21 protein-coding genes and 2 pseudogenes are annotated in these 25,212 nt (G+C 66.5%); 11 read left to right on the top strand and 12 right to left on the bottom strand.

Annotated features, from left to right (window positions below; genetic code table 11):
* The first annotated feature begins 30 nt into the window (after positions 1–30).
* Positions 31–939, top strand: coding sequence for a factor-independent urate hydroxylase (pucL, locus tag EU513_RS03305; RefSeq protein ID WP_129624465.1), 909 nt, complete (start codon positions 31–33; stop codon positions 937–939).
* 176 nt (positions 940–1,115) lie between these two features.
* Here the strand turns inward: pucL and EU513_RS03300 are convergent, their stop codons facing one another.
* Positions 1,116–2,456, bottom strand: coding sequence for a hypothetical protein (locus EU513_RS03300; protein WP_129624464.1), 1,341 nt, complete (start codon positions 2,454–2,456; stop codon positions 1,116–1,118).
* A 41-nt stretch (positions 2,457–2,497) separates the two neighbouring features.
* Between EU513_RS03300 and EU513_RS03295 the strand changes: the two genes are divergently transcribed.
* On the top strand, positions 2,498–3,535 hold the full coding sequence (locus EU513_RS03295; RefSeq protein ID WP_129624463.1) for an App1 family protein: 1,038 nt from the start codon (positions 2,498–2,500) through the stop codon (positions 3,533–3,535).
* Entirely contained in the window at positions 3,528–4,394 is an 867-nt protein-coding gene (locus EU513_RS03290) for an Fpg/Nei family DNA glycosylase (protein ID WP_129624462.1), read from the top strand. Before EU513_RS03295 ends, EU513_RS03290 begins: the two co-directional genes overlap by 8 nt.
* A 97-nt stretch (positions 4,395–4,491) precedes the next feature.
* Here the strand turns inward: EU513_RS03290 and EU513_RS03285 are convergent, their stop codons facing one another.
* Entirely contained in the window at positions 4,492–4,812 is a 321-nt protein-coding gene (locus EU513_RS03285) for a rhodanese-like domain-containing protein (protein ID WP_129624461.1), read from the bottom strand.
* A gap of 145 nt (positions 4,813–4,957) precedes the next feature.
* Here EU513_RS03285 and pdxY point away from each other — a divergent pair, with 145 nt between their 5' ends.
* Entirely contained in the window at positions 4,958–5,809 is an 852-nt protein-coding gene (gene pdxY / locus EU513_RS03280; RefSeq protein ID WP_129624460.1) for a pyridoxal kinase PdxY, read from the top strand.
* 127 nt (positions 5,810–5,936) lie between these two features.
* Here pdxY and EU513_RS03275 read toward each other — a convergent pair whose 3' ends face one another.
* Positions 5,937–6,968: a GNAT family N-acetyltransferase gene (locus tag EU513_RS03275; protein WP_129624459.1), complete on the bottom strand. Its 1,032-nt coding sequence runs from the start codon at positions 6,966–6,968 to the stop codon at positions 5,937–5,939.
* Positions 6,969–7,017: 49 nt separating this feature from the next.
* Positions 7,018–7,986 (bottom strand): triacylglycerol lipase, encoded by a 969-nt coding sequence (locus EU513_RS03270; RefSeq protein ID WP_129624458.1) that lies wholly within the window; start codon positions 7,984–7,986, stop codon positions 7,018–7,020.
* A gap of 277 nt (positions 7,987–8,263) precedes the next feature.
* On the opposite strand from EU513_RS03270, the gene EU513_RS03265 reads away from it, so the two are divergent.
* Together EU513_RS03265 and EU513_RS03260 are read left to right on the top strand one after the other, a co-directional pair.
* Entirely contained in the window at positions 8,264–9,469 is a 1,206-nt protein-coding gene (locus tag EU513_RS03265; RefSeq protein WP_129624457.1) for an ATP-binding protein, read from the top strand.
* Positions 9,470–10,507: 1,038 nt separating this feature from the next.
* Complete coding sequence (locus EU513_RS03260) at positions 10,508–11,431, top strand: esterase family protein (RefSeq protein WP_240795897.1); 924 nt, start codon at positions 10,508–10,510, stop codon at positions 11,429–11,431.
* Positions 11,432–11,852: 421 nt separating this feature from the next.
* Here the strand turns inward: EU513_RS03260 and EU513_RS03255 are convergent, their stop codons facing one another.
* The 3 genes from EU513_RS03255 to EU513_RS03245 all read right to left on the bottom strand — a co-directional run bounded on the left by EU513_RS03255 (position 11,853) and on the right by EU513_RS03245 (position 15,952).
* A complete protein-coding gene (locus EU513_RS03255) occupies positions 11,853–12,155 on the bottom strand; it encodes a hypothetical protein (protein ID WP_129624456.1) in 303 nt (100 codons plus the stop codon).
* A gap of 368 nt (positions 12,156–12,523) precedes the next feature.
* Positions 12,524–13,735, bottom strand: a complete 1,212-nt coding sequence (locus tag EU513_RS03250) for a hypothetical protein (RefSeq protein WP_129624455.1) — start codon at positions 13,733–13,735, stop codon at positions 12,524–12,526.
* Between the two features lie 150 nt (positions 13,736–13,885).
* Positions 13,886–15,952, bottom strand: a complete 2,067-nt coding sequence (locus EU513_RS03245) for an MMPL family transporter (RefSeq protein WP_129624454.1) — start codon at positions 15,950–15,952, stop codon at positions 13,886–13,888.
* Between the two features lie 139 nt (positions 15,953–16,091).
* Between EU513_RS03245 and EU513_RS03240 the strand changes: the two genes are divergently transcribed.
* Positions 16,092–16,598 (top strand): DUF6328 family protein, encoded by a 507-nt coding sequence (locus tag EU513_RS03240; protein ID WP_129624453.1) that lies wholly within the window; start codon positions 16,092–16,094, stop codon positions 16,596–16,598.
* 195 nt (positions 16,599–16,793) lie between these two features.
* Positions 16,794–17,129: a rhodanese-like domain-containing protein gene (locus tag EU513_RS03235; RefSeq protein ID WP_129624452.1), complete on the top strand. Its 336-nt coding sequence runs from the start codon at positions 16,794–16,796 to the stop codon at positions 17,127–17,129.
* Positions 17,130–17,285: 156 nt separating this feature from the next.
* On the opposite strand, the pseudogene EU513_RS03230 reads toward EU513_RS03235, so the two are convergent.
* A pseudogene (locus EU513_RS03230) lies at positions 17,286–17,792 on the bottom strand (aldo/keto reductase); the annotation flags it as partial.
* Positions 17,793–17,884: 92 nt separating this feature from the next.
* On the opposite strand from EU513_RS03230, the gene thpR reads away from it, so the two are divergent.
* Positions 17,885–18,433: an RNA 2',3'-cyclic phosphodiesterase gene (gene thpR / locus EU513_RS03225; protein ID WP_129624450.1), complete on the top strand. Its 549-nt coding sequence runs from the start codon at positions 17,885–17,887 to the stop codon at positions 18,431–18,433.
* Here thpR and EU513_RS03220 read toward each other — a convergent pair.
* Complete coding sequence (locus EU513_RS03220) at positions 18,394–18,879, bottom strand: tRNA (cytidine(34)-2'-O)-methyltransferase (RefSeq protein WP_129624449.1); 486 nt, start codon at positions 18,877–18,879, stop codon at positions 18,394–18,396. The genes thpR and EU513_RS03220 overlap by 40 nt on opposite strands.
* Before the next feature lie 213 nt (positions 18,880–19,092).
* Between EU513_RS03220 and EU513_RS03215 the strand changes: the two genes are divergently transcribed.
* On the top strand, positions 19,093–19,527 hold the full coding sequence (locus EU513_RS03215; RefSeq protein WP_129624448.1) for an SRPBCC domain-containing protein: 435 nt from the start codon (positions 19,093–19,095) through the stop codon (positions 19,525–19,527).
* A 64-nt stretch (positions 19,528–19,591) separates the two neighbouring features.
* Here EU513_RS03215 and EU513_RS03210 read toward each other — a convergent pair.
* The 3 genes and pseudogenes from EU513_RS03210 to EU513_RS03200 form a co-directional block, all read right to left on the bottom strand.
* Positions 19,592–20,557, bottom strand: a pseudogene (locus EU513_RS03210) (TerC family protein); the annotation flags it as partial.
* Between the two features lie 171 nt (positions 20,558–20,728).
* Positions 20,729–22,918 carry a discoidin domain-containing protein gene (locus EU513_RS03205; RefSeq protein ID WP_129624446.1) on the bottom strand — a complete coding sequence of 730 codons (2,190 nt, stop codon included), beginning with the start codon at positions 22,916–22,918 and terminating at the stop codon, positions 20,729–20,731.
* Between the two features lie 118 nt (positions 22,919–23,036).
* Positions 23,037–23,591 carry a TIGR00730 family Rossman fold protein gene (locus EU513_RS03200; RefSeq protein ID WP_129624445.1) on the bottom strand — a complete coding sequence of 185 codons (555 nt, stop codon included), beginning with the start codon at positions 23,589–23,591 and terminating at the stop codon, positions 23,037–23,039.
* A 178-nt stretch (positions 23,592–23,769) separates the two neighbouring features.
* Between EU513_RS03200 and EU513_RS03195 the strand changes: the two genes are divergently transcribed.
* On the top strand, positions 23,770–25,212 hold the full coding sequence (locus EU513_RS03195) for a cytochrome ubiquinol oxidase subunit I (RefSeq protein ID WP_129624444.1): 1,443 nt from the start codon (positions 23,770–23,772) through the stop codon (positions 25,210–25,212).

The following is a 25,212-nucleotide window of genomic DNA, read 5'->3' as shown; positions in this document are numbered from 1 at the left end:
GGAGGGCGCCCCTACCAAGGAGCAGAACCGATGGCGATCTCTCTCGGAAGCAACCAGTACGGCAAGGCGGAGAACCGTGTGATGCGGGTCTACCGCGACACCGACCGTCACTCGATCCGTGACCTCAATGTCTCGACCTCGCTGCGTGGCGACTTCACCGCCGCCCACCTCGAGGGCAACCAGGGCGACGTCCTGCCGACCGACACCCAGAAGAACACGTCCTTCGCGTTCGCCAAGGAGGTCGGCATCGAGTCGCCGGAGGCGTACGGCGTCGCGCTCGGCAAGCACTTCCTGACCGCCGCTGCGAAGGCGACCGGATCGCAGATCCGCATCGAGGAGTACGCCTGGGACCGCATCCAGGTCGACGGCCAGGGTCACGACCACTCGTTCGTGCGCCGCGGCACCGAGACCCGCACTGCGATCATCACGGTCGAAGGTCGCGGCGCCGACCAGAAGGTGTGGGTCGTCTCCGGCCTGGAGGACCTCATCGTCCTGAAGTCGACCGGCTCGGAGTTCAAGGGCTTCCTCAAGGACAAGTACACGACGCTCGAGGAGGCCGACGACCGCATCATGGCAACCAGCCTCACCGCGCGCTGGCGCTTCAACACGATCGACGGCGTGAACTTCGACGAGGTCTACGATGACGTCAAGAAGCTCTGCCTGGCCGCGTTCGCGACCACGTACAGCCGCGCGCTGCAGGAGACCCTCTACGCGATGGGCCGCGACGTGCTCGAGGCGCACCCGGAGATCGACGAGATCAAGTTCTCCGCGCCCAACAAGCATCACTTCCTCTACGACCTCGACCGGTTCGGCCTTGAGAACAACGGCGAGGTCTTCATTGCCGCCGACCGCCCGTACGGCCTCATCGAAGCGACCGTCATCCGCGACGGTGCCGGCGAGCCCGGCGAGGCGTGGACCGCGGTTCCGTCGTTCATCTGAGTTCCGACACGACTGCACCGCTCGCCGAAAGGGATGCGGCACAGTCGTTTTGGTTTCACCCGTGACATGAAGGCGCGACAGTCGTCCGTTACGCCGCGGTTCGGACGTGCACCAGGGCGTAACGCGCGACTGTCGCGCTTTCGTCGTCCCAGGGCTGTTCGCCGGGAAGTGGGAAGTCAACCCTCGAGCCCCTGGATCGCGAGCAGCACCGCAGCCCCGGTCCAAGCGAGCGGCGCCACCGCGGCAGGCTCGCCCGTCTCCAGCACCTTCTCCGGGTACGAACCACCGATCGTGCGATGTTCACCGAGCCACTGCACCATGTCCCTGGCCCGCTGCGTCTGACCAGATGCACCCAGAACAGCTGCGACAGTGGCGGTTTCGGGCGTCCAGCTGATCCCGTCCCGGTGCCAACTCGAACCCGGTGCCAACCCGCCGGCCGGTCGTCTCAGCCGGGGCAACAGCGAGACCAGGCCTTGCAGCGCATGCTCGTTCATCGCGTCCCGGAAGGGTGGAAGCAGGAAGGCAGCGCCGATGTCCGGGTTGCTGCGTCCGGGGTGGCGCGGGTAGCCGTACCGGCCGTAGGCGCTCATGATCGTGGCGTCCAACCGAGTCAGCGCACGGCTGGCTCGCTCGGCTCGCGCAGTGTCGCCGAGTGCGGTCAGCAGACGCACCGACGCTTCGAGGCCGGCGGCGAGCACCGCGCACGTGGCCAGGGTCGGTGACCGTTCGGTCACCTCCCAGTAGTCCGGGGTCGCCGGCGGCAACCCGGACGAGGTGTTCGTCGCGGCGACGATCCGGTCGGTGCTGCGCACGATCAGCGATCTCCAGGACGCGACCTCGACGCGAGCCCGGTCCGCCGGCAGACGCGCTCGTACCTGGTCGGCCGCCCACAGTGCCCATCCCGAACCGTCCAACTGCCGTGCCCGGCGGTCGGGGCTGCGTGAGGTGCCGGGCACGTATCGAGCCTCGAACCAGCCGTCGTCCGATTGCGCCGACCGCAGGAAGCGGATGACTCGCACGGCGGCATCGGGCTGGCCGGTCATCGCCTGAGCCACCGCGACGAACGCGCTGTCGCGAGGCCAGCTGAACCGCCAGTACGGCGTCCACGCGGCGACCGGACTCGGCAGACCGTCGGAGAGCACGAACACGTCCTGCAACGCCGAGCGCGCGAACTCCTTGAAATCACCGGTGCGCGACCACTCCGGAGCGGCAGCGAGCATGATGTTCTCGGTGGTGAGCAGGGCGGACGCGTCCGGTGCCGTCTGCAGGACTCGGCTGTCCCGGATCAACAGGCTCACTTCCCCGGACTGGACGAGCGTGCGGTCTTCGCCGGGCACCGGATCGCCTTGCGGTGCAGGCCCTTTGGCAACGGTTGCGGAGTACAGCGGCACGTGGCGGGGGTACTCGCGGCGGGGCCAGGCCTGGTAGCCGAGCAGGCCGCCGGCGCCGGCGGTGGTGGCGACGGCCGCGGCCACGAAGGTGCGCCGGGTCGGACGCGCTCGCTCGCCGTTCACCACGCGTCCAGACTAGGCGGGACGGTTCGCCTAGGGTGTTGCCCATGGGTTCGATGCACCCCGCCGCCCGCGCCGAGGACGCGTTCAACAGTGTGCTGGGCAGGTTGCTGTCGCGACGTGGATTCGTCACGCGCGTGTTGGCCTATTCCGGCTACGCCAGCAGTACCCAGGCACGGGTCATGGGACGCATCGTGCTCTCACGCGTCGACGCCGCCGACCAACCGATCGACCCGATGTACGCCAGTGTGCGGCGCGGCATCCGGGTCTTCATGGCCGCCCCGCAATCCCGGCAGCCGGTACAGGTGCGACTCGGAGATGCGGTCGTGGACACCCACTCCGATCGCGGTGGCTACTTCGACGTCACTCTGCAGGGCCACGGACTCGAGCCGGGTTGGCACCACGCCCGGGTGCGCTGCGGAACGGTCGAGAGCACTGCCCCGGTGCAGGTGATCGGCGACGACATCCGGTTCGGGATCATCAGCGACATCGACGACACCTGCGTCGTCACCTCGCTCCCGCGTCCGATGCTCGCCGCGTACAACACGTTCGTGCTGCCGGAGACGGCCCGCCGAGTCGTGCCCGGGATGTCGGCGCTGTATCGGTCGCTGCTCGCGCACAATCCCGGATCGCCGATGTTGTACCTGTCGACCGGAGCCTGGAACACCCAGCCCATCATCAATCGCTTCCTGCAACGCCACGGGTTCCCGACCGGCGCGTTGCTGATGACCGACTGGGGTGCCACCGAGACCGCCGTCTTCCGGAGCGGACGCGAACACAAGCGTTCGCAATTGCGCCGACTGGCAGTCGAATTCCCGAACATCCGGTGGCTGCTGGTGGGCGACGACGGGCAGCACGATCCGGAGATCTACGACGAGTTCGCCGCCGAGATGCCCGACAACGTCCGGGCGATCGCGATCCGACAGTTGACCGTCACCCAGCAGATGCTGTCGCACGGTCACCCACTGTCGCGCGACGACGGACGCGAGTCGCCGACCTTCAAGGTCGAGGGCGGCGACGGGTACGCCCTCTTCCAGGAACTCTCCTGCCTGCGCACCCTCGATACCGGCGTCTCCCATGCCTGAGTTGCCCGAGATCGAGTCCCTCGTGCGCTTCCTGCGCTCGCGGGTCGAAGGCGTCGCGGTGGCCGACGTCGAGCTCGCCTCGTTCAGCGTGCTCAAGACCTATTCACCTGCGCCGCAGGCACTCTGCGGACTTTTCGTCACCGACGTGCGCCGGTTCGGCAAGTGGATCGACCTCGACGTCGACGGCATCCACCTCGTCTTCCACCTGTCCCGCGCGGGCTGGTTGCGTTGGTATGAGAAGGCACCGGCCACCCGGCTACGTCCGGGCGGCAAGTCCCCGGTGGCGCTGCGGGTCTCGTTCGAGGACGGCTCGGCGTTCGACCTGACCGAGCAGGGCACGCAGAAGCGTCTGGCCGCGTACATCGTCAAGGACCCCACCACCGAGGTGCCGCAGATCGCCTCCCTCGGGCCGGACGCGTTGTCCGACGAGTTCACGCTCGAGGTGTTCGCGCAGTTGCTCGCCGCGAAGAAGGGGCAGATCAAGGGCGTGCTGCGCGACCAGTCGGTGATCGCCGGCGTCGGCAACGCCTACTCGGACGAGGTGCTGCACGTCGCGAAACTGTCGCCGTACGCGAAGGCGGATTCCCTTGATCCCGAAGCGGTTTCGCGGCTCTACAATGCGATGCGGGATACCCTCAACGGCGCGATCGAAGCCTCCGCAGGCAAGCCCGCCGCCGAACTCAAGGACGCCAAGCGCTCCGGGATGCGGGTGCACGGACGCGCGGGCGAGAAGTGCCCGGAGTGCGGCGACGTGGTGCGCGAGGTGTCCTTCGCGGACCGCTCGATGCAGTACTGCGCGACCTGCCAGACCGGCGGCAAGACGCTCGCCGACCGGCGCATGTCCCGCCTGCTCAAATGATGCTCACCTGACGCCGAGTGGCCGGGCTGTGAACCAGCGTCCGGGCTATAGCCCGTCCACCAGTTCACAGCCCGGCCACTCGGTGAAGGTCTGTGTGTCAGATGACCGTGGGTTCGACGTTGTGCTGGGTGACGACGGGCTTGCCGTCGAACTCCCACTGCTTCATCCCGCCGACGACGTTCGCGACCTCGAAGCCCTGCGCCTCCAGCCACTGAACGGCGCGGCTCGACCGGTTGCCCGAACGGCAGACCACGGGCAGCGGCTCGCCCTCGGGCAGGTCACCCAGGCGCTCCGGAATCTCTGCGAGTGGAATGTGTACCGAGTTGGGTGCGTGGCCCGCGTCCCATTCGTCCTGCTCGCGGACGTCGAGAATGACCGCGTCGTCGGCGATGTCCTTCGGCTGCAGTTCTTCGCTCATGGTGACCAGCGTAGGGATCGTCGTACACCCGTGCTGCAGTTCGGCGCGGCCCAGAATCCTGGGTCCGGGATTGCACGGGTGTGACGCCTGCGCACCGACGAACTGCAGCACAGGTGTACGGCACGGCCGTACTAGCATCGCGGGAATGAAGATCCTGTCGATCCAGAGCTCGGTCGCCTACGGCTACGCCGGTAACTCCTCCGCCGTCTTCCCGTTGCAGCGCCTGGGGCACGAGGTCTGGCCGGTCTACACCGTGCACTTCTCCAACCACACCGGTTACGGCGAGTGGCGGGGACCGGTCTTCGAACCCGAGACCGTGCGTGACGTGATCACCGGCATCGAGGAGCGCGGCGTCCTGCCCGAATGCGACGCCGTGTTGTCGGGCTACATGGGCGCCGACCCGATCGGCACCGTGATTCTGGACGCCGTCGCACGGGTGAAGGCGGCGAACCCGAAGGCGATCTACTGCGCCGACCCGGTCATGGGCGACGTCGGACGCGGGTTCTTCGTGCGTCCGGGGATCCCCGAGTTCATGCGTGACAAGGTCGTGCCGGCCGCCGACGTGATCACCCCGAACCAGTGGGAGTTGCAGTACCTCACCGGTGAGCGCGAGATCCACTCCGTCGCCGAACTGCTGGACGCCGCGCGCTCCATCCGTGATCGCGGACCGGAGACCGTGCTGGTCACCTCGGTGCAGACCGACGAGACCCCGGCCGACTCCGTCCAGCTGGCCGTCGTCAACGGGGACGGCGCCTGGATCGTCACCACCCCGTTGCTGCCGATGTACGTGGTCGGTGCCGGTGACGCGACCACTGCGATCTTCCTGGCGCACCTGCTCACCGAACCCGCCGAGCAGGCGCTCGCCGCGACCGCCGACTCCGTGTTCGGCGTCATGGAGACCACCCACACCGCGGCCACGCGTGAGATCCAGATCGTCGGCGCTCAGGAACTCATCGCCCACCCGACGGGGCGGTTCGAGGTCACCCGGCTCGACTGACGGATTCGCCGAAGCCCCTCCCGCATTCGCTCGGCCACTGCCACCATGGACGCTTGACCAAGGAGGCACGTGATGTCTTCCGCTAGCGGCGTCTAGTCGAATTGCTAGATAGGCAGATAAGACCCGATCAGAAGCGTCGAGCCATCGCCACGTCGTCGACCTCGCCCCAGCTGAACCGCAGACCTCCCGGCAGGCGCCCGGTCTCGACGTAGCCCAGTTGTTCGTAGAACTTCTCCAGTCCGGTGCCCCCGCGGTAGCTGATCTCGCAGATCTCGACGCCGTCCCGGCGTGCCTGCCCGTGCAGGGCGCCCATCAGGATGCGTCCGAGATTCCGCCCGCGCTCCTGCGGGTCCGTCATCACGCGGTAGAGCGTGGCGCGGTGCGCGGTCGAGAACCACGTCGCGCGCTGGATGAAGCCGAACCCGAGCAGCGGGCCGACCTGGGACGGGTCGTTCCAGGTCTCCTCGTTCGGCGCGTGTAGGCGCAGAAGTGTGCTTGCTTCGGCGGACAGGTGACGGTCGAGCACCGTCGCCACCTCGTCGCGGGGTGCGGCACCCTCCCAACCGACCGCACCACCGTCCGCGTTCACCCGGCACCACAGGTCGAGCACCTCGTCGTAGGCCTCGCCGATGCCGATCCGCGCGGTGGGCGACTCGAAGAGCAGGTTGTCGGGGAGGTGCTCCGGGTCTTGGGGCATCCGGAATGGGCCGAGGTCTTCCATTCCGGCGCGCTCGGCGATGCGCAGGGACGGCTCGTTGGCCGGTGCGATGCGGGTGATGACCGGTCCCGCCGTATAGAACTCCTGCGCGTATGCCGTTGCCGCACAGGCTATCTCGCTGCCGAAGCCGCGGCGCCACGACTGCGGGTCGAGCCGGTAGTAGAGATTGAGGTGCGGGTGGCTCTGGTAGTTCATAGCGCACACCCCGCCGATGCCGACCGGCGTGCCCTCGTGCTCGGCGATCCAGTAACTGATGCCGTCGGCGTCCCACCCCTCCCGCCAGGTCTGCAGCGACTCGACCGCGTCGTCACGGGTGCGCGGCGCCTCCGACATGAGCTCGTACCCGGCCGGGTCGGTGTGCCAGCCGATGATCCGTTCGTCGGCGACATCGGCGTCGGTGATCGGCCGCAGGGTGAGGCGGGCGGTGTGGATCGTGGTCACCGCACCATCTAATCCCGTCGCCGCGCGAGACGGCGACGGGATTGCGGTGTCAGACGACGGGCAGGCGCGGCACGCAGGGCACGTAGACGTTGCCGGCCGGGTTGAGCGCTTTCTTTGTGAGGCCGATCAGGCGCCACGAGTAGATCATCGACAGGTGGTCGCTGAGGTCGACCGCGCAGCCGTCCTGCAGGGTGATGTTGTTGACCGTCGCGCCAGGTCCGGCGGTGAGGAAGGTGCGGGTGTACGGCGTGCTGACCTCGTCGTACTTCGTGCCGATCACCGTGTAGTTGACGCCGGGCACGGTGTCGCCGTTGGCGTTGAGCTGCTGCTGGAACGGCGAGTCGATGGTCTGGTCGACGGCGGCCTGGCCGAGTGCGGCCGGCGTGAGGTTGAGGATCCCGAGCTGATCGGCGAGCGTCGCCAGACCACTGAGGGTGGTGCCGTGGTTGGTCGCGCCGTACTGGATGAGGTTCTTCACCTTGTTGGCGGCGGGATTCGAGGCGTTGGCGCCGCCGTAGAACTGCAGGTAAGAGCGGGCCGCGATGCCACCCTGCGACCAGCCGACCATGTCGACTTGCGCCGCACCCGTGCTGCCGAGCACCTGGTCGACGAACTGCGAGATCTCGGCGCCGGACGGCTTGATCGCGGCAGTTGCGTAGACGCCGGGCAGTTTGCCGGCGATCGAGTCGTTCTCGTCGCCGTAGTTGAGGCCGAACACGCAGTAGCCGGCGCGCTTGAGTTCGGGCGACAGAAGCGCGAACGAGGCGTAGCGGTTCGCCCAGGTGCCGTGCACCAGCACCACCGGACGCGGGTGTGCGGCGCTGGGCTTGCAGTCCCATTCGTTCATGCCGGGCGCTACGGCGTTGGGGGAGAAGGCCGACCATGCGAGGGCAGCGGGGAAAGACAGCTGGGTCGGTCCGACCGGGTCGGACGCGGCCTCGGCCTGCTGCGGAAGGGTGATCGAGAGAGCGAGGGTGGCGGCCACGGCGGCGCTCACGGACAGCATGCGCTTGGACATCGGAGCACTCCTTGTCGGCGGCAGCAGGGGGCGTGCCGGCTGCGGCAGACCGTTGCGCACTCTCGGAAATGTGTCAAGGGTCACATTCATCAGGTGAACAAACATGCTCTTTGTCACTGCGCGTCAGTGCTGTGATGAGGTCGACTAGGCGACTATCGCAACTGCAATAGATTTGATGAGACTTCCTGATCGGGGGATTGCGACCACCTCTGGTGGATCCATCGGACTCGCTAGCGAAATATCGGGTGTCCGGTAGAGATGCGCATACAGTCCTCGCATGGACCCGATCCGTAACCCGTACGCGCCCGGCGCCGGCCAACGTCCGCCCGAGCTCGCCGGTCGTGACGAGCAACTCGACCAGTTCAAGGTGGTGCTCCAGCGCATCGCGCGCGGTCGTCCGGAGCGGTCGATCGTGCTCACCGGACTGCGCGGTGTCGGAAAAACGGTGTTGCTCAACGCACTTCGCTCCGAGGCGGTGCGGGCGAAGTGGGGCACCGGCAAGTTCGAGGCTCGGCCCGACCAACGGCTGCGCCGACCGATTTCGAGTGCGCTGCACCAGGCGGTGCGCGAGCTCGGCCACCCACAGAGTGAAGACGTCGACCACGTCCTGGGCGTCATCAAGGCCTTCGCCCAGCGCGACGCGGCACCCAACGCGAAGCTGCGGGACAAGTGGAGCCCGGGCATCGACGCGCCGGCCGTGAGTGGGCGCGCCGACTCCGGCGATATCGAGATCGATCTGGTCGAACTGCTCTCGGACGCAGGCGGATTGGCTGCCGACATGGGACGCGGTATTGGCATCTTCATCGACGAGATGCAGGACCTGCACCCCGAGGACGTCTCTGCATTGTGCGCGGCGTGCCACGAGATCAGCCAGTCCGGTCTGCCGGTCATCGTCGTCGGCGCCGGCCTGCCGCACCTGCCGGCCGTGCTGTCGGCGTCCAAGTCTTACTCCGAGCGGTTGTTCCGTTACGCACGGATCGATCGCCTTCCCCGCGAGGCGGCCGACCGTGCACTCCAGGGTCCGGCGCAGGACGAGGACGCCGAGTTCGAGCAGGGCGCTCTCGATGCGATGTACGAGGTGACCGGCGGCTACCCGTACTTCATCCAGGCGTACGGCCAGGTGGTGTGGGAGTTGGCCCCCAAGTCGCCGATCACCGCGTCCGATGTGGCCGTCGCTGCCCCACAGGCCGAGGCCGACCTCGCTGTCGGATTCTTCGGTTCACGCTACGAACGTGCGACGCCGGGGGAGCGGGAGTACCTACGCGCGATGGCGGAGGCCGGCGGCCGGCTGCCCGATTCGGAGAAGGACGAGGTCGGCTCGGTGCTCACGTCCGATGTCGCCGACGTCCTCGGCCGCAAACCCCAATCGCTTTCTCCGGCAAGGGATGCGCTGTTGAAGAAGGGGCTCGTCTACTCCAACGAACGCGGACGTGTCGCGTTCACCGTCCCGCACTTCGGCAAGTACCTGCGCAGCGTGAGCTGAGATGTCCGGCGCGGGTGTCCGGATGAACTGAAAATAGGACCGGGGCCGCGAATATGAGCGACGGTGAGACAGACCGCCCATGGTGGTTGAGACGTTGAGACAGATCTCGTCAATGAACTGAGACAGCTGCTACCTCGCTGAGTCAACCGGCAAGCGGCCGGTGGAGGCCGTGCTATTCGTCGCGTGGTGCCGGATAACGGTTCAAGATCCAGCGGCGATGTGCGAGTTCTCGCCGGAGGCGCTTCTGCTGTTCTGAAGATCCAGCGCTGATGGCCAACACGCGTTCGATCACTTGGATGTCGGCCAGCAGTCGGTCGCGGGCGCGGCTGAACCGTTCGTGGCAACTTCGACTACAGAAGAGGGATGGTCGCCCTCGGGTATGGGTCCATTCGCAAGCTGCGTTGCAGTCAGGGTGAAGCCGGTCATCCATACCGTCCTTGGCGCCGCGGTTCGGCCTTCGCGATGTCATCGTTGTCGTCGCGACGACGATTGCGTTGATGCTCTCGCAACAGGTGAGTCGGCACAGCTTCGGCGACGGTCCCGGGGTCGATGGTCACGGCGCACACGCGCTCAACCGGGCACAAGCACCGCTGTGCTCACTGTCTTTCCGTGGACCTGCTTGGTGCCCCTGTGCGGTAGGTGCCCACGACCGTCTCCCGTTCGATGACGAGAGTGTCGAAGCCGCGCCCACCAACAACGAACACGCGTTCCGGACCGGCAAATACGCCGACGCCGAAGCCCACCAGGAGAGAGAGGAGACAGGGATGCGGTAGCTGCCTGCCGGTCGGGCTGTACCTCTGGGATGCGGCCCGCTTTTCGTGCTCGGCGGATGGTCGCCTCGGACACGCCGCACGCGGCGGTTGCTTCTGTCTGGGACAGCAGAGCTCGGGAGGTGACAGGGGTGTCACCCGGGGGTGCCATGACCGGACAGACAGGGGTGATGTCAGGGGTACTTGGGTGACACGCAGCCATGCTCCTATCGAGACCCCGTCATCGCCCTGTCAGCGGCTGAGCGCGCGTGCCCGGTGAAGGTCGGTCGTGGCTCCGAAGCCTTTTCCGTTGCGGGTCGGACGTATGCGTTGGGAGGATCGCGGGGTGATCACCCGAGTGCCCTTCAACGCGCTGCCGCTCGATCAGTCCGAGGTGTTCTACGAGCACGGCCCGGACTCCTCGCGTCAGCCCGGGGTCGTCCCGGGGCGCACGATCGCGCTGACCATCGACGGCCCCGCCGCATTCCCCGGCACGACGCGTGGGGTGTGGATCCACGTCCCGGCGGGCCTGCGGGTGGACTGCCCCGTGCGGGTCACGATCTTCTGCGACGGCGCTTGGTACCTGGACCCTGCAGGTGACATCCGCGCCGGCATCGTGCTGGACAACCTCGTGGCCGCGGGCGTGATCCCACCACAGGTCGGCGTGTTCGTCGACCCGGGTGTGTTCCCGGACGCCGTCGACGAGGACGCCCGCAGGAACCGCAACGCCGAGTACGACGCCGACGGCCCGGGCTATGCCGACTTCCTGCGCGACGAGGTCCTGCCCCGTGTCCGCGATCACGTGACCCTCGGCGACGACCCCCGGGACCGGGCGCTGTGCGGTGGGAGCAGCGGCGGCAACGCGTGTTTCACCGCGGCCTGGCACCGGCCCGAGGAGTTTGCGCGGGTCGTCGCGTTCAGCGCGAGCTTTGCGCAGATGCCGGGCGGGAACCCCTACCCGGTCCGGATCGCGCGCGAGCCGCGTAAGGCGTTGAGGGTGTTCCTGGTCGCGGAGCACCGTGACCTGCAGTGGAACGAGCCGCGGATGAACTGGTTCGCGGAGAGCCTTGAGACTGCTGCCGCGCTGGCCCGAAAGGGATACGACGTCCGCCTCGTCCTGGGTGATGCGGGCCACGGCCCCCGCCACGGGGGCGTGCTGCTGCCCGACGCCCTGCGCTGGGTGTGGCGCGAGGACCCCGGCCCCACCCGCTAGGAGACCGCGCGAAACACTTGGCGCACCCTCCCATCGATGGTCATCCCGCCCACGTGCGGGTTGCGGCCGATCCTGGCGAGCGTACCCGCCCTGACCGCGGCAGGAGCGTGTGGAAGGTACGTGCTTACCTGGTCGCGAGGTGGTCCTGGATCATCGGCGTCTCGATCGCGATCAACTTGTTCAGCGGCATGGTGGACAGTGGGGAATCTGTCCGATGTGGCGGGCGATGGCGGCGCCGAGCAGGTGGCTCATTGCAGGGCGAGCCCGGCCTGTCGGGTGGAGTCGGGCACGGGGCCGAAGGCCCCGAGGGGCTGTCCGCGGAACAGGTGCATGGCATGGGTCGTTCTCGGTGGCTGCGCGGACGGTGGCGAGCCGCAGCGTCCACGTCCGGGGGTCTTCCATGCGGTCAGCCGCGGCCTGGTCAAATTGACAGTGCAAGCCGGTCGTCTTCATTGACCATCCAAGCGGGGATCGAGCCGCCGGGGTACTCGCTCGTGCCAAAGCTGGAGTCGAGTGGCTTGTCGGGCGTGACGACGGTCCACGCGTGGATGCCGCCGTTGCTGACGCGTCCGCCGATGATCGCCCGTCCGTTGTCGAGATTGAGGCGGACCGTCGCTCGGCTTTCGTCGACGTGCAGACGGTCGGCCAGGTCGGGGCGGCGTCCCAGGACGGTGAGACCAAACCAAATCGGCGTGAGTTTCTGCCCTTCGCCAGGGACGGCCAAGGGCAGAAACTCACGCCGATTCGACAGATGCTTGATCGGCGACGAAGACGGCGGTCGGCGCCCCCACGCCTCCGACGAGCGTTGCGGCCAGTGCGAACTTGGCGATCTTCTTCATGATCTCCCCTCAATCTCTGTGTGTGACAACGCCTTTTGCGCTGCCTCGAGGGTCCGGCGAACCAGTGCCGAACCGGGGGAGTGACGTCGAGCCTGCCCGGAGCCGTTCCGTAATGGCGATGAAACCCGGACAAATTACATCGTTGTAGTTTTATCCACAGTTGTGAACAACGCTGTGGATGAAGCGGATTCGCGGTGCAGACAGCGGTGCCCACGAACCGAGGTCCGTGGGCACCGTGCGTGGAACGACCAGGTCAGCCGGCGTCGGGGGCCACGAACTGCGGCAGCTTCGCGTCGAATGCTCGCGCGAAGTCCATCGAAAGCATCACGTTGGACCGCGGCTTGGTCGCCAGAGCGAGGTCGGACGCCCAGTTCGCAGCGCTCAGACGCTGGTTCGGGGTGCCGTGGTGGCCGTCGGAGGCGAACTGGCAGTCGCCGACGTTGTAGAACGCCATAGCGTCCTGCACGACGAGGTGCTTGTTCAGCGCTTGACCCTTCTTGTGGGTCATGAAGTACGAGCCGTAGCCGTCGGCCATCAACTCGGTGCGACGAGTCGCCTCCGGTCCGGTCAGCGGTGAGTCGAACAGGTTGTTCTCGTACTGCACGTGGTGCCCGAACTCGTGCGCGAGGATCGAGCGGGGCGCGGTGCGGCCCAGGCCGATCGCTGCCATGCCGGCGAAAACGCCGTCGCCCATCACGATGCGGTCGGAGATGCCGAGCTGCTCGTTCGCAGGCGCGCCGTCCTCGGTGGCCGCGAACGCGTTGAAGGTGAAAATGGGGTGGTCGCCGCTCTTCAGTGCCGGGTCGGCGGCGAACAGGATCGGGTAGAGCGCGGCGATCGCGTCGCCGGTGGCGGGCGAGACGCCGAAGGCCAACTGCACGGTAAGCGACACCTGCTTCTGGTCGGTGAACGAGGCCGCGCCGTGCATCGGCATCAGCGAGATGTCGTCGCTCTTGATGTCCCAGAAGCTGCGCAGGTCGCGCATCGTGCGGTTCATCTCGTTGGTGTACTCGCCGTTGTAACCGAACCGGTCGCCCTTGCCGGCCTGACCGAAGATCAGCGTGCGGTACGCCGGGATATCGAGCGCACCGAGGCTGTTGAGCGCGATCAAGTTCGGCATGTTCACGTTCGCGAGCTGACCGTCGAGCCAGCCGCTCACCGGGGTGTCGGCACACTCGTACTGGGACGGGTCGATCGCGCCGTTACGCGCGGTGTGCCACTCCGAGTCGGAGGCGGCCGCAGCAGCGCCACGCGGCGTCAGGGTGAGGCCGGCGGGAAGCTTCGCAGCGAGCGCACGGGCCCGGGTCTTCTGCGCCGGCGACAGCGAGGACGCGGCAAGGTGGGCCTCGATCGCGCTGCGCAGGTCGGTGGTCCGGACCGACGAAGGGGCGGACGTGGCGGCCTCGGCCGACACCGCCGGCGCGGCCAAACCGATGGCGAAGGCGGCTGCGGTGGCGACGGACATGAGCTTGTGCATGGGATTCCCCCGGGTGTCGTGGATGTGCGATGCGACCGTGAAACGAACAGTGGTCGCGACGTGGCCGACTTTAGGCGCACGCGCCCACAACGGGAGGAATTTTACGAACGTACGTCCGAGACGTAACCGTCCGGGTGCTCAGCTCAGCTTCGAGGGCCACCACACCTTCGGGCCGACGATGCTCCACAACGCGGGGATCACGACCGTGCGCACCAGGAAGGTGTCGAGCAGGATGCCCAGGCCGACCACGATGCCGAGCTGGGTGAGCACGATGAGTGGCAGCACCCCGAGCACCGCGAACACTGCGGCGAGCACGACGCCCGCACTGGTGATCACCGCACCGGTCGCCGACACGGCACGCACCATCGACTCCCTGGTGCCGTGGTTCGCGTTCTCCTCGCGCGCACGAATCACCAGGAAGATCGTGTAGTCGACACCGAGTGCCACCAGGAACAGGAAAGCGAACAAAGGGACGCCGTCGTCCAGCGCCGGGAATCCCGCGACATTGGTGCTGATCCAGCTGCCGAGACCGATCGCTGCGATAGCGCTGAGCACCGTCGACAACATCAGCAGGACGGGTGCCACGAGCGCTCGCAGCAGCACCACCAGCACGATGAACACGACCAGCAGGATCAGCGGGACGATCAGCTTCAGGTCACGTTCGGCACCGGTCGACTGGTCGAGCGCTTCGGCGTCCGGACCGCCGACCATCGCCTCGGCCTGCGGAACACCCTTCAGCGCACCCCGGATCCCGCGGATGCTGCCGGCGGCTCCGTCCGTGCCGGGAGGCGCATCCAGCACCACCGTCCAGGAGGAGAGTCCCGCCTCGGAGCGACCGCTCGGACGCACCGAGCGGACTCCGTCGACGCCCTGAACACGCTGCTGAACCTGCTGCGCTGCAGCGGTTTTAGCAACGATCCGGGTGGGGTTCGCCTCACCGGCGGGGTAGTGCTTCGCCATCGTCTCGACCCCGTCGGCGGACTCGGCCGCGACACGGAACTGCTCGGTCTGCGACAGGCCGACCTTCACCCCGAACAGACCGGCGGCGCAGATCAGCAGGACGAGCACACCGGCTCCGCCGTAGATCCACGGTTTGCTCGAGACGCCGTCGGCGAGGCGGTGCCAGATGCCTTCCTTCTTGTCCTTGTGGTCGCCCGGCTTCGGAACGAACGGCCAGAACAGCTTGCGTCCGCACAGCGCGAGGGCCGGCGGCAACATCAGCATCACGAACACGAGGGCGACCAGCAGGCCGAAGGCGGCGCTCAGACCGAGGACGCGGTTGCTGGGCAGGATCGCGAACAACAAGGCACCCAGGGCCAGCACGACGGTGAGGTTGGAGGCCAGGATCGCCGGACCGGCATGTCGGACGGCGGTGCGCAGGGCGACTCGGTGGTCGGTCTCGTGACGCAGTTCCTCGCGGTATCGCGAGACGAGCAGCAACGCGTAGTTCGTGCCCGCTCCGAACACCAGGACGCTGGTGATACCCGACGTCGAGCCGTCGCTGACCAGTCCGAACGCTTCGACGACACGGCCGGAGACGATGGATGCGACCCGGTCGGCGAGCGCGACCACGATCAGCGGCACCAGCCACAGGATCGGGGAACGGTAGGTGATCAGCAGCAGCACGGCGACGACGAGCGCGGTGATCAGGATGAGCCGAAGGTCAGCTCCGGCGAATGCGTTGGCGGTGTCGGCGCCGAAGCCCGGGCCGCCAGTGAACTCCATCTTCAGTGCCTGGGGCAGACCGGAATTGGCGGCCTCACGCACCCCCTTGACCGAGTCGACCAGGGGGAAACCGGTGACCGAACCGTCGAACGGGACGAAGGCGATCGCGGCCTTGCCGTCCGGCGAAGGCACGACCGGCGGGCCCGAGGATGGTGCGTTCTTGACCGCGTCCCCCCGGTCGACGGCGAGCATCCGCTCACGCATCTGGCCGATCGCCGAGAGGTCCTGGGGGGACAGCTTGGCGCCGTCCTCGCGGGTCACGACGGCGACGCCTTGGGACAGTTCACCGCCGGGAAAGCTCTTCAGGGTCTCGCGAACCATGGCCGACTCTGCTCCGGCGGGCAGCGACACCGGAGCACTCGAACTCGAGGTAGCGCCCATCGCGAAGGCGAGACCCGCCAGCAGAACGGCCAGGATCAAGGACCACCAGGACCGACGACCGGAAAGTGCGGAGGCGATGCGATCCAAGAGGGGTCCCATCGCGCGATTCTTTCACGATGCAAGTATTCGGCGGCGACGGGTGTTCAAGGTGGGACGCCCTCAAAGCCGGACGTGCGGGTCGCCGGTCGCCGGACCGAAAACCCCCCACCGGCAGATTCGCGACCAGTACGTTGAACGGATGGGACACCAGGACGTCAGTTACGACCAGGGGGACGACGAGCGCGGCGAGTCACCCGGCGAACGGCTCGATCGCAACTGGAACGAACTGCTGCAGGAACTGCGTGTCACCCAGACCGGCATCCAGATCCTGTTCGCCTTCTTGCTGACCCTCCCGTTCCAGGCGCGGTTCGACATCCTGCAGGGGCAGCAGATCCATCTTTACGTCGCGATCGTCGGCCTGATCACGGCGTCCACGTTCTGCATCATCAGCCCCGTCGTCATCCACCGCATCCTGTTCCGGCGCCGAGCGAAGGATGAACTCGTCAAGGCCGCGAACAAGCTCACGATGGCCGGCCTGATGATGCTCGGGCTCGCGCTGGTGTGTGCGACCGCATTGATCGTCGACGTAGTGATCGGCCGCACAGCCGGCTACATCGCGGCCGTGCTGTGCGTCCTGCTCGTCATCGCGTTGTGGGTGGTGCTGCCACGAATCCTGTTGCGCCGCAGCGACGACCAGTACGAGTGAGGTGATTCAGGCGCGGAAGCCGGCCAGGTCGATAGTCGCCCAGTAGCCGGTGAATTGATGTGCATGCCGGGCCCCCGCCCCTTGAACCTGAACCCTGATCACTGCGCTGGAGGCTCGGTCGATCCGCGCAGTTGGGCCGACGGTGATCACGGTGTGATTACGGTTGTCCCCGGCGCAAACGGTTACTCTCGAGGAATGAGCCGATTCCCGGACGTCCCTGTCACCGACCTTCCCGACGATGCGGTGTTCCTCGACATCCGTGAACAGCACGAGTGGGACGCCGGGCACGCACCCAACGCCGTCCACATCCCGCTCGGTGAGTTGTCACAGAACCTCGACCACATCCGCGACCTCGCCGGCGACCGCCAGCTGATCGTCACCTGCAAGGGCGGCGGACGCGTCCGGCGCACGTTGCCCTCGCTCGCCGAGTTCGGTCTCGATGTCGCCAACCTCGAGGGCGGCATGAAGGCCTGGCACGAGGCGGGCAAGCCGATGGTCTCCTCGGACGGATCGGAACCCACCGTCGCCTGAGCGGGGTGTTGCTCAGAGCGTTCCTGGACCGCCTGACCCGCTGAGCCCACGCGAATCCGCGCGTTCCGCTGGTCGAGCCATGCGGATGAGGAACGAATCCGCATGCGCCGAAACCGCGGGACCTTGAACGCAATCGCGGGCACAAGCCGGTGTGGTTCAGCTGTCGCTGGACCGCTTCCAGATGTTGATGCCCGAATCGACCGCGTGTTTGTCGATCGCGCTCAGCTCCTTGTCGGTGAAGTCGAGGTTGTCGAGTGCCCTGAGGCTGTCCTCCAACTGCCGGACGCTGGACGCACCGATCAGCGCCGAGGTGACCCGCAGGTCGCGCAGCACCCACGAGAGTGCCATCTGAGCGAGGGTCTGGCCACGCTTGCCGGCGATGCGGTTCAGCTGCAGGATCTTGACCGCCTCACGCGTCTGCTGCCCGCTGTAGGAGGAGATGCCGACGTACAGCGCCTTGCCCGACCGGACGATCAAGTCCAGCGCGCCCATCGTCTCTTCCAGCGGCGTGGTGTCGTCGAACCGGTGGCTGTAGAAGATGTCGCCGTACTCGACGCCCATGCGCTTCAGCCACTGGTCGAGTGAGGAGATCAGGTACTTCCGGCTGCCGCCGCCCTGGCCGTAGGGCCCGGGCCACATGTCGTACCCGGCCTTGCTGGACAGGCTTGGTAATCGTCCGCGTGCATCGTCATTGCTCCATCCTGCTCTTCGCCTAGGCTCGAATGCATGACTGCACCCGATTTCTTGAAGCAGGCGTGAGCGCGCGGATGTTCGTGGCGGTGGTGCCGCCGGAACCGATCAAGGAAGAACTCAGCGAGTTTCTCGCGCCCCGCGACGGCATGCCGTGGATCGACCCCGAGCAGTGGCACCTCACGCTCGCCTTCCTTCCGCAGGTGGCGCAGCACAGGGCCGACGATCTGGTCGAGGCGCTGGAACGCACTGCCGCCAAACACGAGTCCTTCGAGCTGTCACTGGCCGGAGCGGGCGCCTTCCCGGACGAGTTCACCGCCAAGGTGCTGTGGCTGGCACCTGCTGCCGACATGAGTCGCCTCGCCGCCGGCGTCCGCAACGCGTGCAACAGCGCCGGTGCGACCCCGGACGGTCAGCGCTTCGTCGGTCACCTCACGATCGCACGGCTGAAGCGATCGCTGGACGCGCGCAAGTGGCTGCAGGTGCTCGACACCTTCCGGTCCGCGCCGTGGCTGGTCGAGGAGGTCGAACTGGTGCATTCCCACCTGCGGGAAGGCCAGTCGGGCAGGCCGCGCTACGAGACGGTCGCGTCCGTTGCGCTCGGCAGCGCGTAGTCCCATTGCCGCCATGCCTCGTACACAGCGATCGCCGCGGTGTTGCTGAGGTTCAAGGATCGGCGTCCCGGCATCATCGGTACCCGCACCTGCGCGGTGATGCGCGAGTGCGACAGGACCTCCTCGGGCAGGCCGTCGGCCTCTCGTCCGAACAGCAGCACATCACCGGTCTCGTAAGCGATCGAGCTGAAGACGGTGTCGCCGCGTCCGGTGTAGGCAAAAACCCGAGCGCCGGGCAGATGCGACCAGAAGGCATCCAAGTCGGGATGGACGGTGACGGTCGCCAGGTCGTGATAGTCCAGACCGGCGCGGCGCAACCGGGCCGACTCCATCGAGAAGCCCAGCGGCTCGATCAGGTGCAAATGCACCGGCGTGCACGCAGACAGGCGAATCGCGTTTCCGGTGTTGGGCGGGATCTGCGGCTCGAAGAAGGCGACGTGCAACATGCTCGTGAGTCTGACGCACCGAATGGTTCATCGGCGAATTGGATATGGCGACTCCCCAGAATTGCGCGTCTTCGCGTGACTGGACGACTGTCCAAATCGGGCGCTCGACTATCCGATGAAGAAGGTAAAGGTATCCCATGAAGAAGGTCAAGACTTTTTATAGAACGCTCGCGCGATCTAAAAAAAGAAGGCGGATCTGGCTAGCTTGGTGGCGTGAACCTGGACTACATCTTCCACCGGCGACTGCGGATGTCGGTCAGCGATGTCGTCGTTGCATGGACTGACCCCCGCGTCATGAGTGAGTGGTTCTGGCCCCACATCGACGACGTCAGCTACGACCTTCCGCGCCGCGGACGCGGTGACGCCTACCGCATCTCCAGTGCGTCCACCGGTGTCACGATCTCCGGCACCTGTCTGCACTGGGATCAGCACGGTTTCGACCTGACCTGGCGCGTCGACGGTGCCGACTTCGTCCAGGAGGGCCTCGACACGCTGTCGGTACGACTGCTGCCCATCGAGGGCGGAGGGTGCGAGCTCGTGCTCACCTACGCCGTCAACAGCAACGTCGCGGAGCACCTGACCCGCATGTGGGACCCGACCCTCGACCGGCTCGCGGCGCTGCAGATCACGACGAAGCGGGTCGCCTGATCACTGCGTGCTGATCACTGCGTGCTGATCACTGCGTGGGCCCGGCCTCGCTGAGCTCCTTCTTCTCGGCCTTCTTGCGCGAAGCGATCAGAGATGCGACGACGGTGATCACGAGGACGCCGACGATCACGCCGAGCGAGACCGGTGTGGTGAGTTCGATGACGTCCACTGGCTTGCCGTCGTTGATGAACCCGAGCGAGTTCTTGTGCAGGGCGTGCAGGAGCAACTTCACGCCGATGAAGCCGAGGATGACGGCCAGGCCGTAGCTGAGGTAGATCAGGCGGTCGAGCAGTTCGTCGATCAGGAAGTACAGCTGCCGCAGACCGAGCAGGGAGAACGCCGTCGCGGTGAACACGATGTACGGCACCTCGGTCAGACCGTAGATCGCCGGGATCGCGTCGAGGGCGAACAGGATGTCGGTGCCGCCGATGACGATCATCACCAGCAGCATCGGGGTCATGACCCGCCTGCCGTCGATCCGGGTGAACAACTTGTCGCCGTCGTACTCATCGGACGCCTTGAAGAACTTCTTGGCGATCCGGCTGACGATGTTGTCGGCGGAGTGCTCCTCCTCGCCTTCGGGCTTGAGCATGTGGCCGGCGGTGACCAACAGGACGAGGCCGAAGAAGTAGAACGTCCAGCTGAACGTGTTGATCATCGCGGCGCCGACGAAGACGAAGGCGGCACGGGCCACCAATGCGATCGCGATACCGACGAGCAACACCTTCTGCTGGTAGGCCCGTGGCACCTTGAAGCTGGCCATGATCACCAGGAACACGAACAGGTTGTCGACGCTCAGCGCCTTCTCGGTGATGTAGCCCGCGAAGTAGTCGCCGCCGTGGCCGCTGCCTGCGACGAACCAGAGGCCGGCGCCGAACACCAGGGCGACGCCGACGTACAGCGCCGACCAGGTGGCCGATTCGCGCAGCGTGGGTTCGTGCGCCTTGCGCACGTGGAAGAAGAAGTCGAACAGCAGCAGACCGATGATGCCGGTGATGGTCAGGGTCCAGACGAGCGGGGTGACGTTCAAGCGGGGTCCTTGTTCGGGGGTGGGCCTCGGGTGACGGTTGTGGTTTCAACGTCCCGGACGCGCAGCATTCTCCCCGATGTGAGGTGGCCGGCGTCACACGGCCCGGCACGCACTGACCGACACGAAGGGTCCCGTCCGATCGGACGGGACCCTTCGTCGTGCTGCGAATCCTCAGTCGGTGAAGACCTGCAGCTCCTCGATCGAGTAGCCGTAGTTCGTCGCGCGCTCGGTGGCGTGCACCCGGATGTACCGTGCCGCCGGCATGGTCTTGCCCGGTTCGTTGAACACATGGACGTCCAGTGCGCCGTCACCGTCCGTCACGGTCGAGACCGTGCGCCAGGTGGCGCCGTCGTCCGACACCTGCACCTGGTAGCCCTTGGCGTAGGCCTTTTCCCAGTCGATCGCGACCCGGCCGATCTGCCGGCGCGAGCCGAGGTCGACGCGCAGCCACTGCGGCGCGGTGCCCCAGTTGCCGCTGGCCCAGCGGGTGTCGATGCGTCCGTCGGTGGCCTTGGCCGCGGCCAGGCCGTTGAACAGCGCCCGCTCGTTCGAGCTTGCGGTGGTCGGCTTGTTCAAGGCCAGGTTGGCGGTGCCGGAGTAGCTCTGCGCGCCGGCGTAGGTGCGCAGGTAGGACTCGGCGCCCTTTGCCAACTCGTCCTGGATGCCGGAACCGCCGATGCCCTTCACGTCCTCCAGCCAGTCCGGAACCTGCCCGTATTGCGCGACGCCGTCCTTGTTGTAGTCCCAGACGCGCTCGCCGCTGACCTGGCGGTCCATCACCGTGCCGCCAAGCGCGACGAACGGGTAGCTGATGCCCCTGCCGGCGGTCGTCGTGAGCGACTTGCCGAGGTTGGAGGTGGAGTCGGCCGAGGGTGTCGCGCGAGCCATGAGCGGCGGACGCGGGGTGCCGCCGAAGCCGTTCATGTCCATGCCGTACCCGGCGCCGACGTTGTACTTCGCCCGCAGCGCGGCCGTGGCCGGGTCGTGCAGGTCGGCCGCGTACTCACCGGCCGAGTGACCGTACGGGGTGACGAATCCGCCCAGGCGGTAAAGGCGCTCGGTGAACGTGCGGTCCATCCAGGAGTGCGACGACACGACCCCGGGGTAGTTCTGCTGCTCGAGGATGTCGAGCGCGCTGTTCGCCGACTTCACGCTCATGTGATCGACCTCGACGATCATGCCGCGCTTGATCATGCCCTTGAGTGCGTACTCACCCAGATCGGTCAGACCCTTGGTGTTGCAGTGCGGACCCTTGGGGTAGACCGGCAGCGCGGTGCCTGCAGGCAGGTACTTCAGCACCTCGTTCGGGATGTCGGTGTTGGCGATCGTGTTGTCGTGCTGCGGGCCGGTGCAGACGGTCGGCTTCCACCACTGGTCGGTGTTGATGAAGTTGCCGACGTTGACCAGCACGCCCTGCGTGCCCTCGTCGTAACGCACCCCGCACAGGGCGTTGTCGAACTTGTGACACAGGAACATCGAGCTGACACCGAGGCTCTTGAACTCGTCCAGCCCGCGGTCGATGTCGCCCTTGCTGCACCGCGCAATGCCGAGCGTGGTGGTGCACCCGAACGGGTTCGACACCTCGACGCCGATGATCACGGCCATCTTTCCCTGCGCGACGAACTGACGGGCCTGCGCCGGGGTCGCCGCGATGCGGAACCAGCCCTTGCCCGGACCGCCGTACTGGTTGTCGATGAAGGTCTGCAGATTCTTCGTCTCGCTGATCTGGCGGCGGACGGTGTCCATGTCGTCACAGCTGTACTTGTTCGCCTGCAGCGGCAGACCGCACAGCACGTTGTTGTTGACCGCGTCGGCGACCATGATGCGTTGGCCGCCGCGCCAGGCCCGTTCCACCCACTTGTGGTACATCTGCTGGTGGGTGAGGGAGGACCACTTCGGCCAGTCCTTGAAGGTCGGCCAGCCCGTGGTGTCGTGCTTGTCGAACGGGCCATTGCCCTCGAGATTGGTGAGGTTCTCCAGCACTCCGGTCGAGCCGTCCGTGCCGTGGCTGCCGCAGTCCTTCAGCGCTTGCGCCGGTCCGTGCTCGTGGTGGGTCGCGCCGCAGACGATCGAGCCACCGAAGCCGACATTGCTCATCAAGTGGGTGTGCGAGTCGATGTAGCCGCGGACGGTGCCGTCGGCCTGCGTGCCCCGGAACGGGGCACCCGTGGCGTTCACCTCGGAATCAGGAGTTTGCGGGTTGGTGGCTTCGTACCACTGCGCAACTGCGGTGACGGATGTCTCGGCGCCCGCCGCCGGGAGTGACAGCGCGACGACGGCCGCGGTCACCGCGGCGAGCACGGTGCCGGTGCGCGCGGTGGCTCGGATTGCTCTTCGGGTGGGGCGACGGCGTACCGACATGGCTGCTCCTCGGGGGCGATGAAGTGCAAATGTGACCCAGGGCACATCGAGATTTCAGCAGCGTAGCGAGGAACCAGCCAGAGTTGAACAAGTGATCAAGTAAATTTTCGACAGGTGGTCAGACGCGTTCGGCCAGACCTGCGACGGCCGCGTCCATGGTCTGTTCCACAACGATGTCCTTCAGCGTCGCCTCGTGGACGAAGTCGTTCGCGACCATCGCCCGCAACACTTCGAGCATCGGCTGCCAGAAGCCGCCGGTGTCCAGGAAGCCCACCGGCTTGTCGTGATAGCCGAGCGTGCGCCAGGTCCAGACCTCGAAGATCTCCTCGAGGGTGCCCAGCCCGCCGGGCAGGCACAGGAACGCGTCTGCATGGTCCGCCATCAAGGCCTTGCGCTCATGCATGGTCTGGACGACGTCGAGTCGGGTGAGGTCGTGCCGACCCCATTCGCGGTCGATCATCGACTGCGGGATGACGCCGATCACTTCGCCACCGGCGTCCAGTGCGCCACTGGAGACCGCGCCCATGAGACCGCTGCCCCCACCGCCGTACACCAGGCCGATGTCGTTGCGGGCCAGCCAGTTTCCGGCGTCGTATGCAGCCTTCATCAGCGAGTCGTCGATCCCGGGTCGGGATGCGCAGAACACGGCGATGCGTCGCAGCGGTGAAGTCATCCGGCAATTGTTCCAGGCGCCGGTTGCCGGTCGGGGACGGCGAACAGCCGTCTGCGTGACGGGTATCACGCGGTGAAAATCCAGTACAGGTAGCGGGCAGTACTACTAGGAGTAGTATCTGACTCGGCGACACGGGGACCACCTGTGTCCGGACCCGGGAATTTCAGGAGTACGCCCAGTGGATGCGCTTGATCTGGCGAGATGGCAGTTCGCCATCACGACCGTCTACCACTTCTTCTTCGTGCCGATCACGATCGGCATGTCCGCCGTCGTCGCCGGCTTCCACACCGCGTGGTTGCGCACCCGCAACCCGGAGTGGCTGCGCTTGGCGAAGTTCTTCGGCAAGCTGTTCACGATCAACTTCGCGCTCGGCCTGGTCACCGGCATCGTGCAGGAGTTCCAGTTCGGGATGAACTGGTCGGCCTACAGCCGGTTCGTCGGGGACATCTTCGGCGCCCCGCTCGCGTTCGAGGCGCTGCTGGCCTTCTTCCTGGAGTCGACCTTCCTCGGCCTGTGGATCTTCGGTTGGGGGCGCATACCCGAGAAGCTGCACGTGATGTGCATCTGGCTGGTGCACATCGGCACCGTCCTGTCGGCGTACTTCATCCTGGCCGCGAACTCGTTCATGCAGAACCCGGTCGGGTTCAAGTACAACGAGTTGAAGAACCGCGCAGAACTCACCGACTTCGTCGCCGTCCTCACCAACAAGGTGCAGCTGGTCACCTTCCCGCACGTCGTGTCCGCCGCCTACATGACCGGTGGCGCGATGGTCATGGGAGTCGGTCTGTGGAAGTTGATGAAGGGACGCGCGGAAGCCGACCGCGGCATGTACCGCAAGAGCGCCCGCGTGGGTGCCTGGGTGACCCTGGTCGCCAGCGTCGCGATGCTCATCTCCGGCGACATCCAGGGCAAAATCATGACCGACGTCCAGCCGATGAAGATGGCTGCCGCCGAGGCGCTGTACGACACCGAGCAGCCGGCGAGCTTCTCGGTGTTCACCATCGGATCTCTGGACGGCAGCAAGGAGGAGTTCGCCGTCACCGTCCCCAAGGTGTTGTCGTTCCTGGCCACCGGTGACATGAACGGCGAGGTCGCCGGCATCAACGATCTGCGTCGCGAACTGCCGGCTGCCATCGCGGAGAAGAACAAGGAATACGGCGTCCCCGAGCACTACATCAGCCCCTCCAGCTACGTGCCGAACATCCCCGGCTCCTACTGGTCCTTCCGGTTCATGATCGGCCTAGGCATGGCGGCGATGGCCGGCGCAGCGCTGGTGCTGTGGAAGACCCGCAAGGGCGGTACTCCGAAGAGCAAGCTGTTCATCTGGATCGCGGTGCTGACCCCGTTCGCGCCGGTGTTCGCCAACAGCTTCGGCTGGATCTTCACCGAGATCGGTCGTCAACCGTGGCTGGTCTACGGCGTCATGACCACCGAGACGGGTCTGTCCACGGCCGCCTCGACCGCCGACGTCGCGATCTCGCTGATCGTCTACACCCTGCTGTACGCGGTGCTCGCCGTGATCGAGGTGAAGCTCTTCCTCGACTACATCAAGAAGGGTGCCGAGCCCTTCGAAGAACCCAAGATGCTCGAGGACGACGACCAGTTGGCGTTCGCCTACTGA

It is taken from the genome of Yimella sp. RIT 621, assembly GCF_004146205.1.
GTDB classification, from domain to species: domain Bacteria; phylum Actinomycetota; class Actinomycetes; order Actinomycetales; family Dermatophilaceae; genus Yimella; species Yimella lutea.
This window is presented reverse-complemented; position numbering and strand designations above follow the sequence as displayed.

Excerpts from the sequence above, each read along its gene's own strand:
- pucL (WP_129624465.1), top strand. The coding sequence starts at position 31 with ATGGCGATCTCTCTCGGAAGCAACCAGTACGGCAAGGCGGAGAACCGT.
- EU513_RS03295 (WP_129624463.1), top strand. The coding sequence starts at position 2,498 with ATGGGTTCGATGCACCCCGCCGCCCGCGCCGAGGACGCGTTCAACAGT.
- EU513_RS03290 (WP_129624462.1), top strand. The coding sequence starts at position 3,528 with ATGCCTGAGTTGCCCGAGATCGAGTCCCTCGTGCGCTTCCTGCGCTCG.
- EU513_RS03285 (WP_129624461.1), bottom strand. The coding sequence starts at position 4,812 with ATGAGCGAAGAACTGCAGCCGAAGGACATCGCCGACGACGCGGTCATT.
- pdxY (WP_129624460.1), top strand. The coding sequence starts at position 4,958 with ATGAAGATCCTGTCGATCCAGAGCTCGGTCGCCTACGGCTACGCCGGT.
- EU513_RS03270 (WP_129624458.1), bottom strand. The coding sequence starts at position 7,986 with ATGTCCAAGCGCATGCTGTCCGTGAGCGCCGCCGTGGCCGCCACCCTC.
- EU513_RS03265 (WP_129624457.1), top strand. The coding sequence starts at position 8,264 with ATGGACCCGATCCGTAACCCGTACGCGCCCGGCGCCGGCCAACGTCCG.
- EU513_RS03250 (WP_129624455.1), bottom strand. The coding sequence starts at position 13,735 with ATGTCCGTCGCCACCGCAGCCGCCTTCGCCATCGGTTTGGCCGCGCCG.
- EU513_RS03245 (WP_129624454.1), bottom strand. The coding sequence starts at position 15,952 with ATGGGACCCCTCTTGGATCGCATCGCCTCCGCACTTTCCGGTCGTCGG.
- EU513_RS03240 (WP_129624453.1), top strand. The coding sequence starts at position 16,092 with ATGGGACACCAGGACGTCAGTTACGACCAGGGGGACGACGAGCGCGGC.
- EU513_RS03235 (WP_129624452.1), top strand. The coding sequence starts at position 16,794 with ATGAGCCGATTCCCGGACGTCCCTGTCACCGACCTTCCCGACGATGCG.
- EU513_RS03220 (WP_129624449.1), bottom strand. The coding sequence starts at position 18,879 with ATGTTGCACGTCGCCTTCTTCGAGCCGCAGATCCCGCCCAACACCGGA.
- EU513_RS03205 (WP_129624446.1), bottom strand. The coding sequence starts at position 22,918 with ATGTCGGTACGCCGTCGCCCCACCCGAAGAGCAATCCGAGCCACCGCG.
- EU513_RS03200 (WP_129624445.1), bottom strand. The coding sequence starts at position 23,591 with ATGACTTCACCGCTGCGACGCATCGCCGTGTTCTGCGCATCCCGACCC.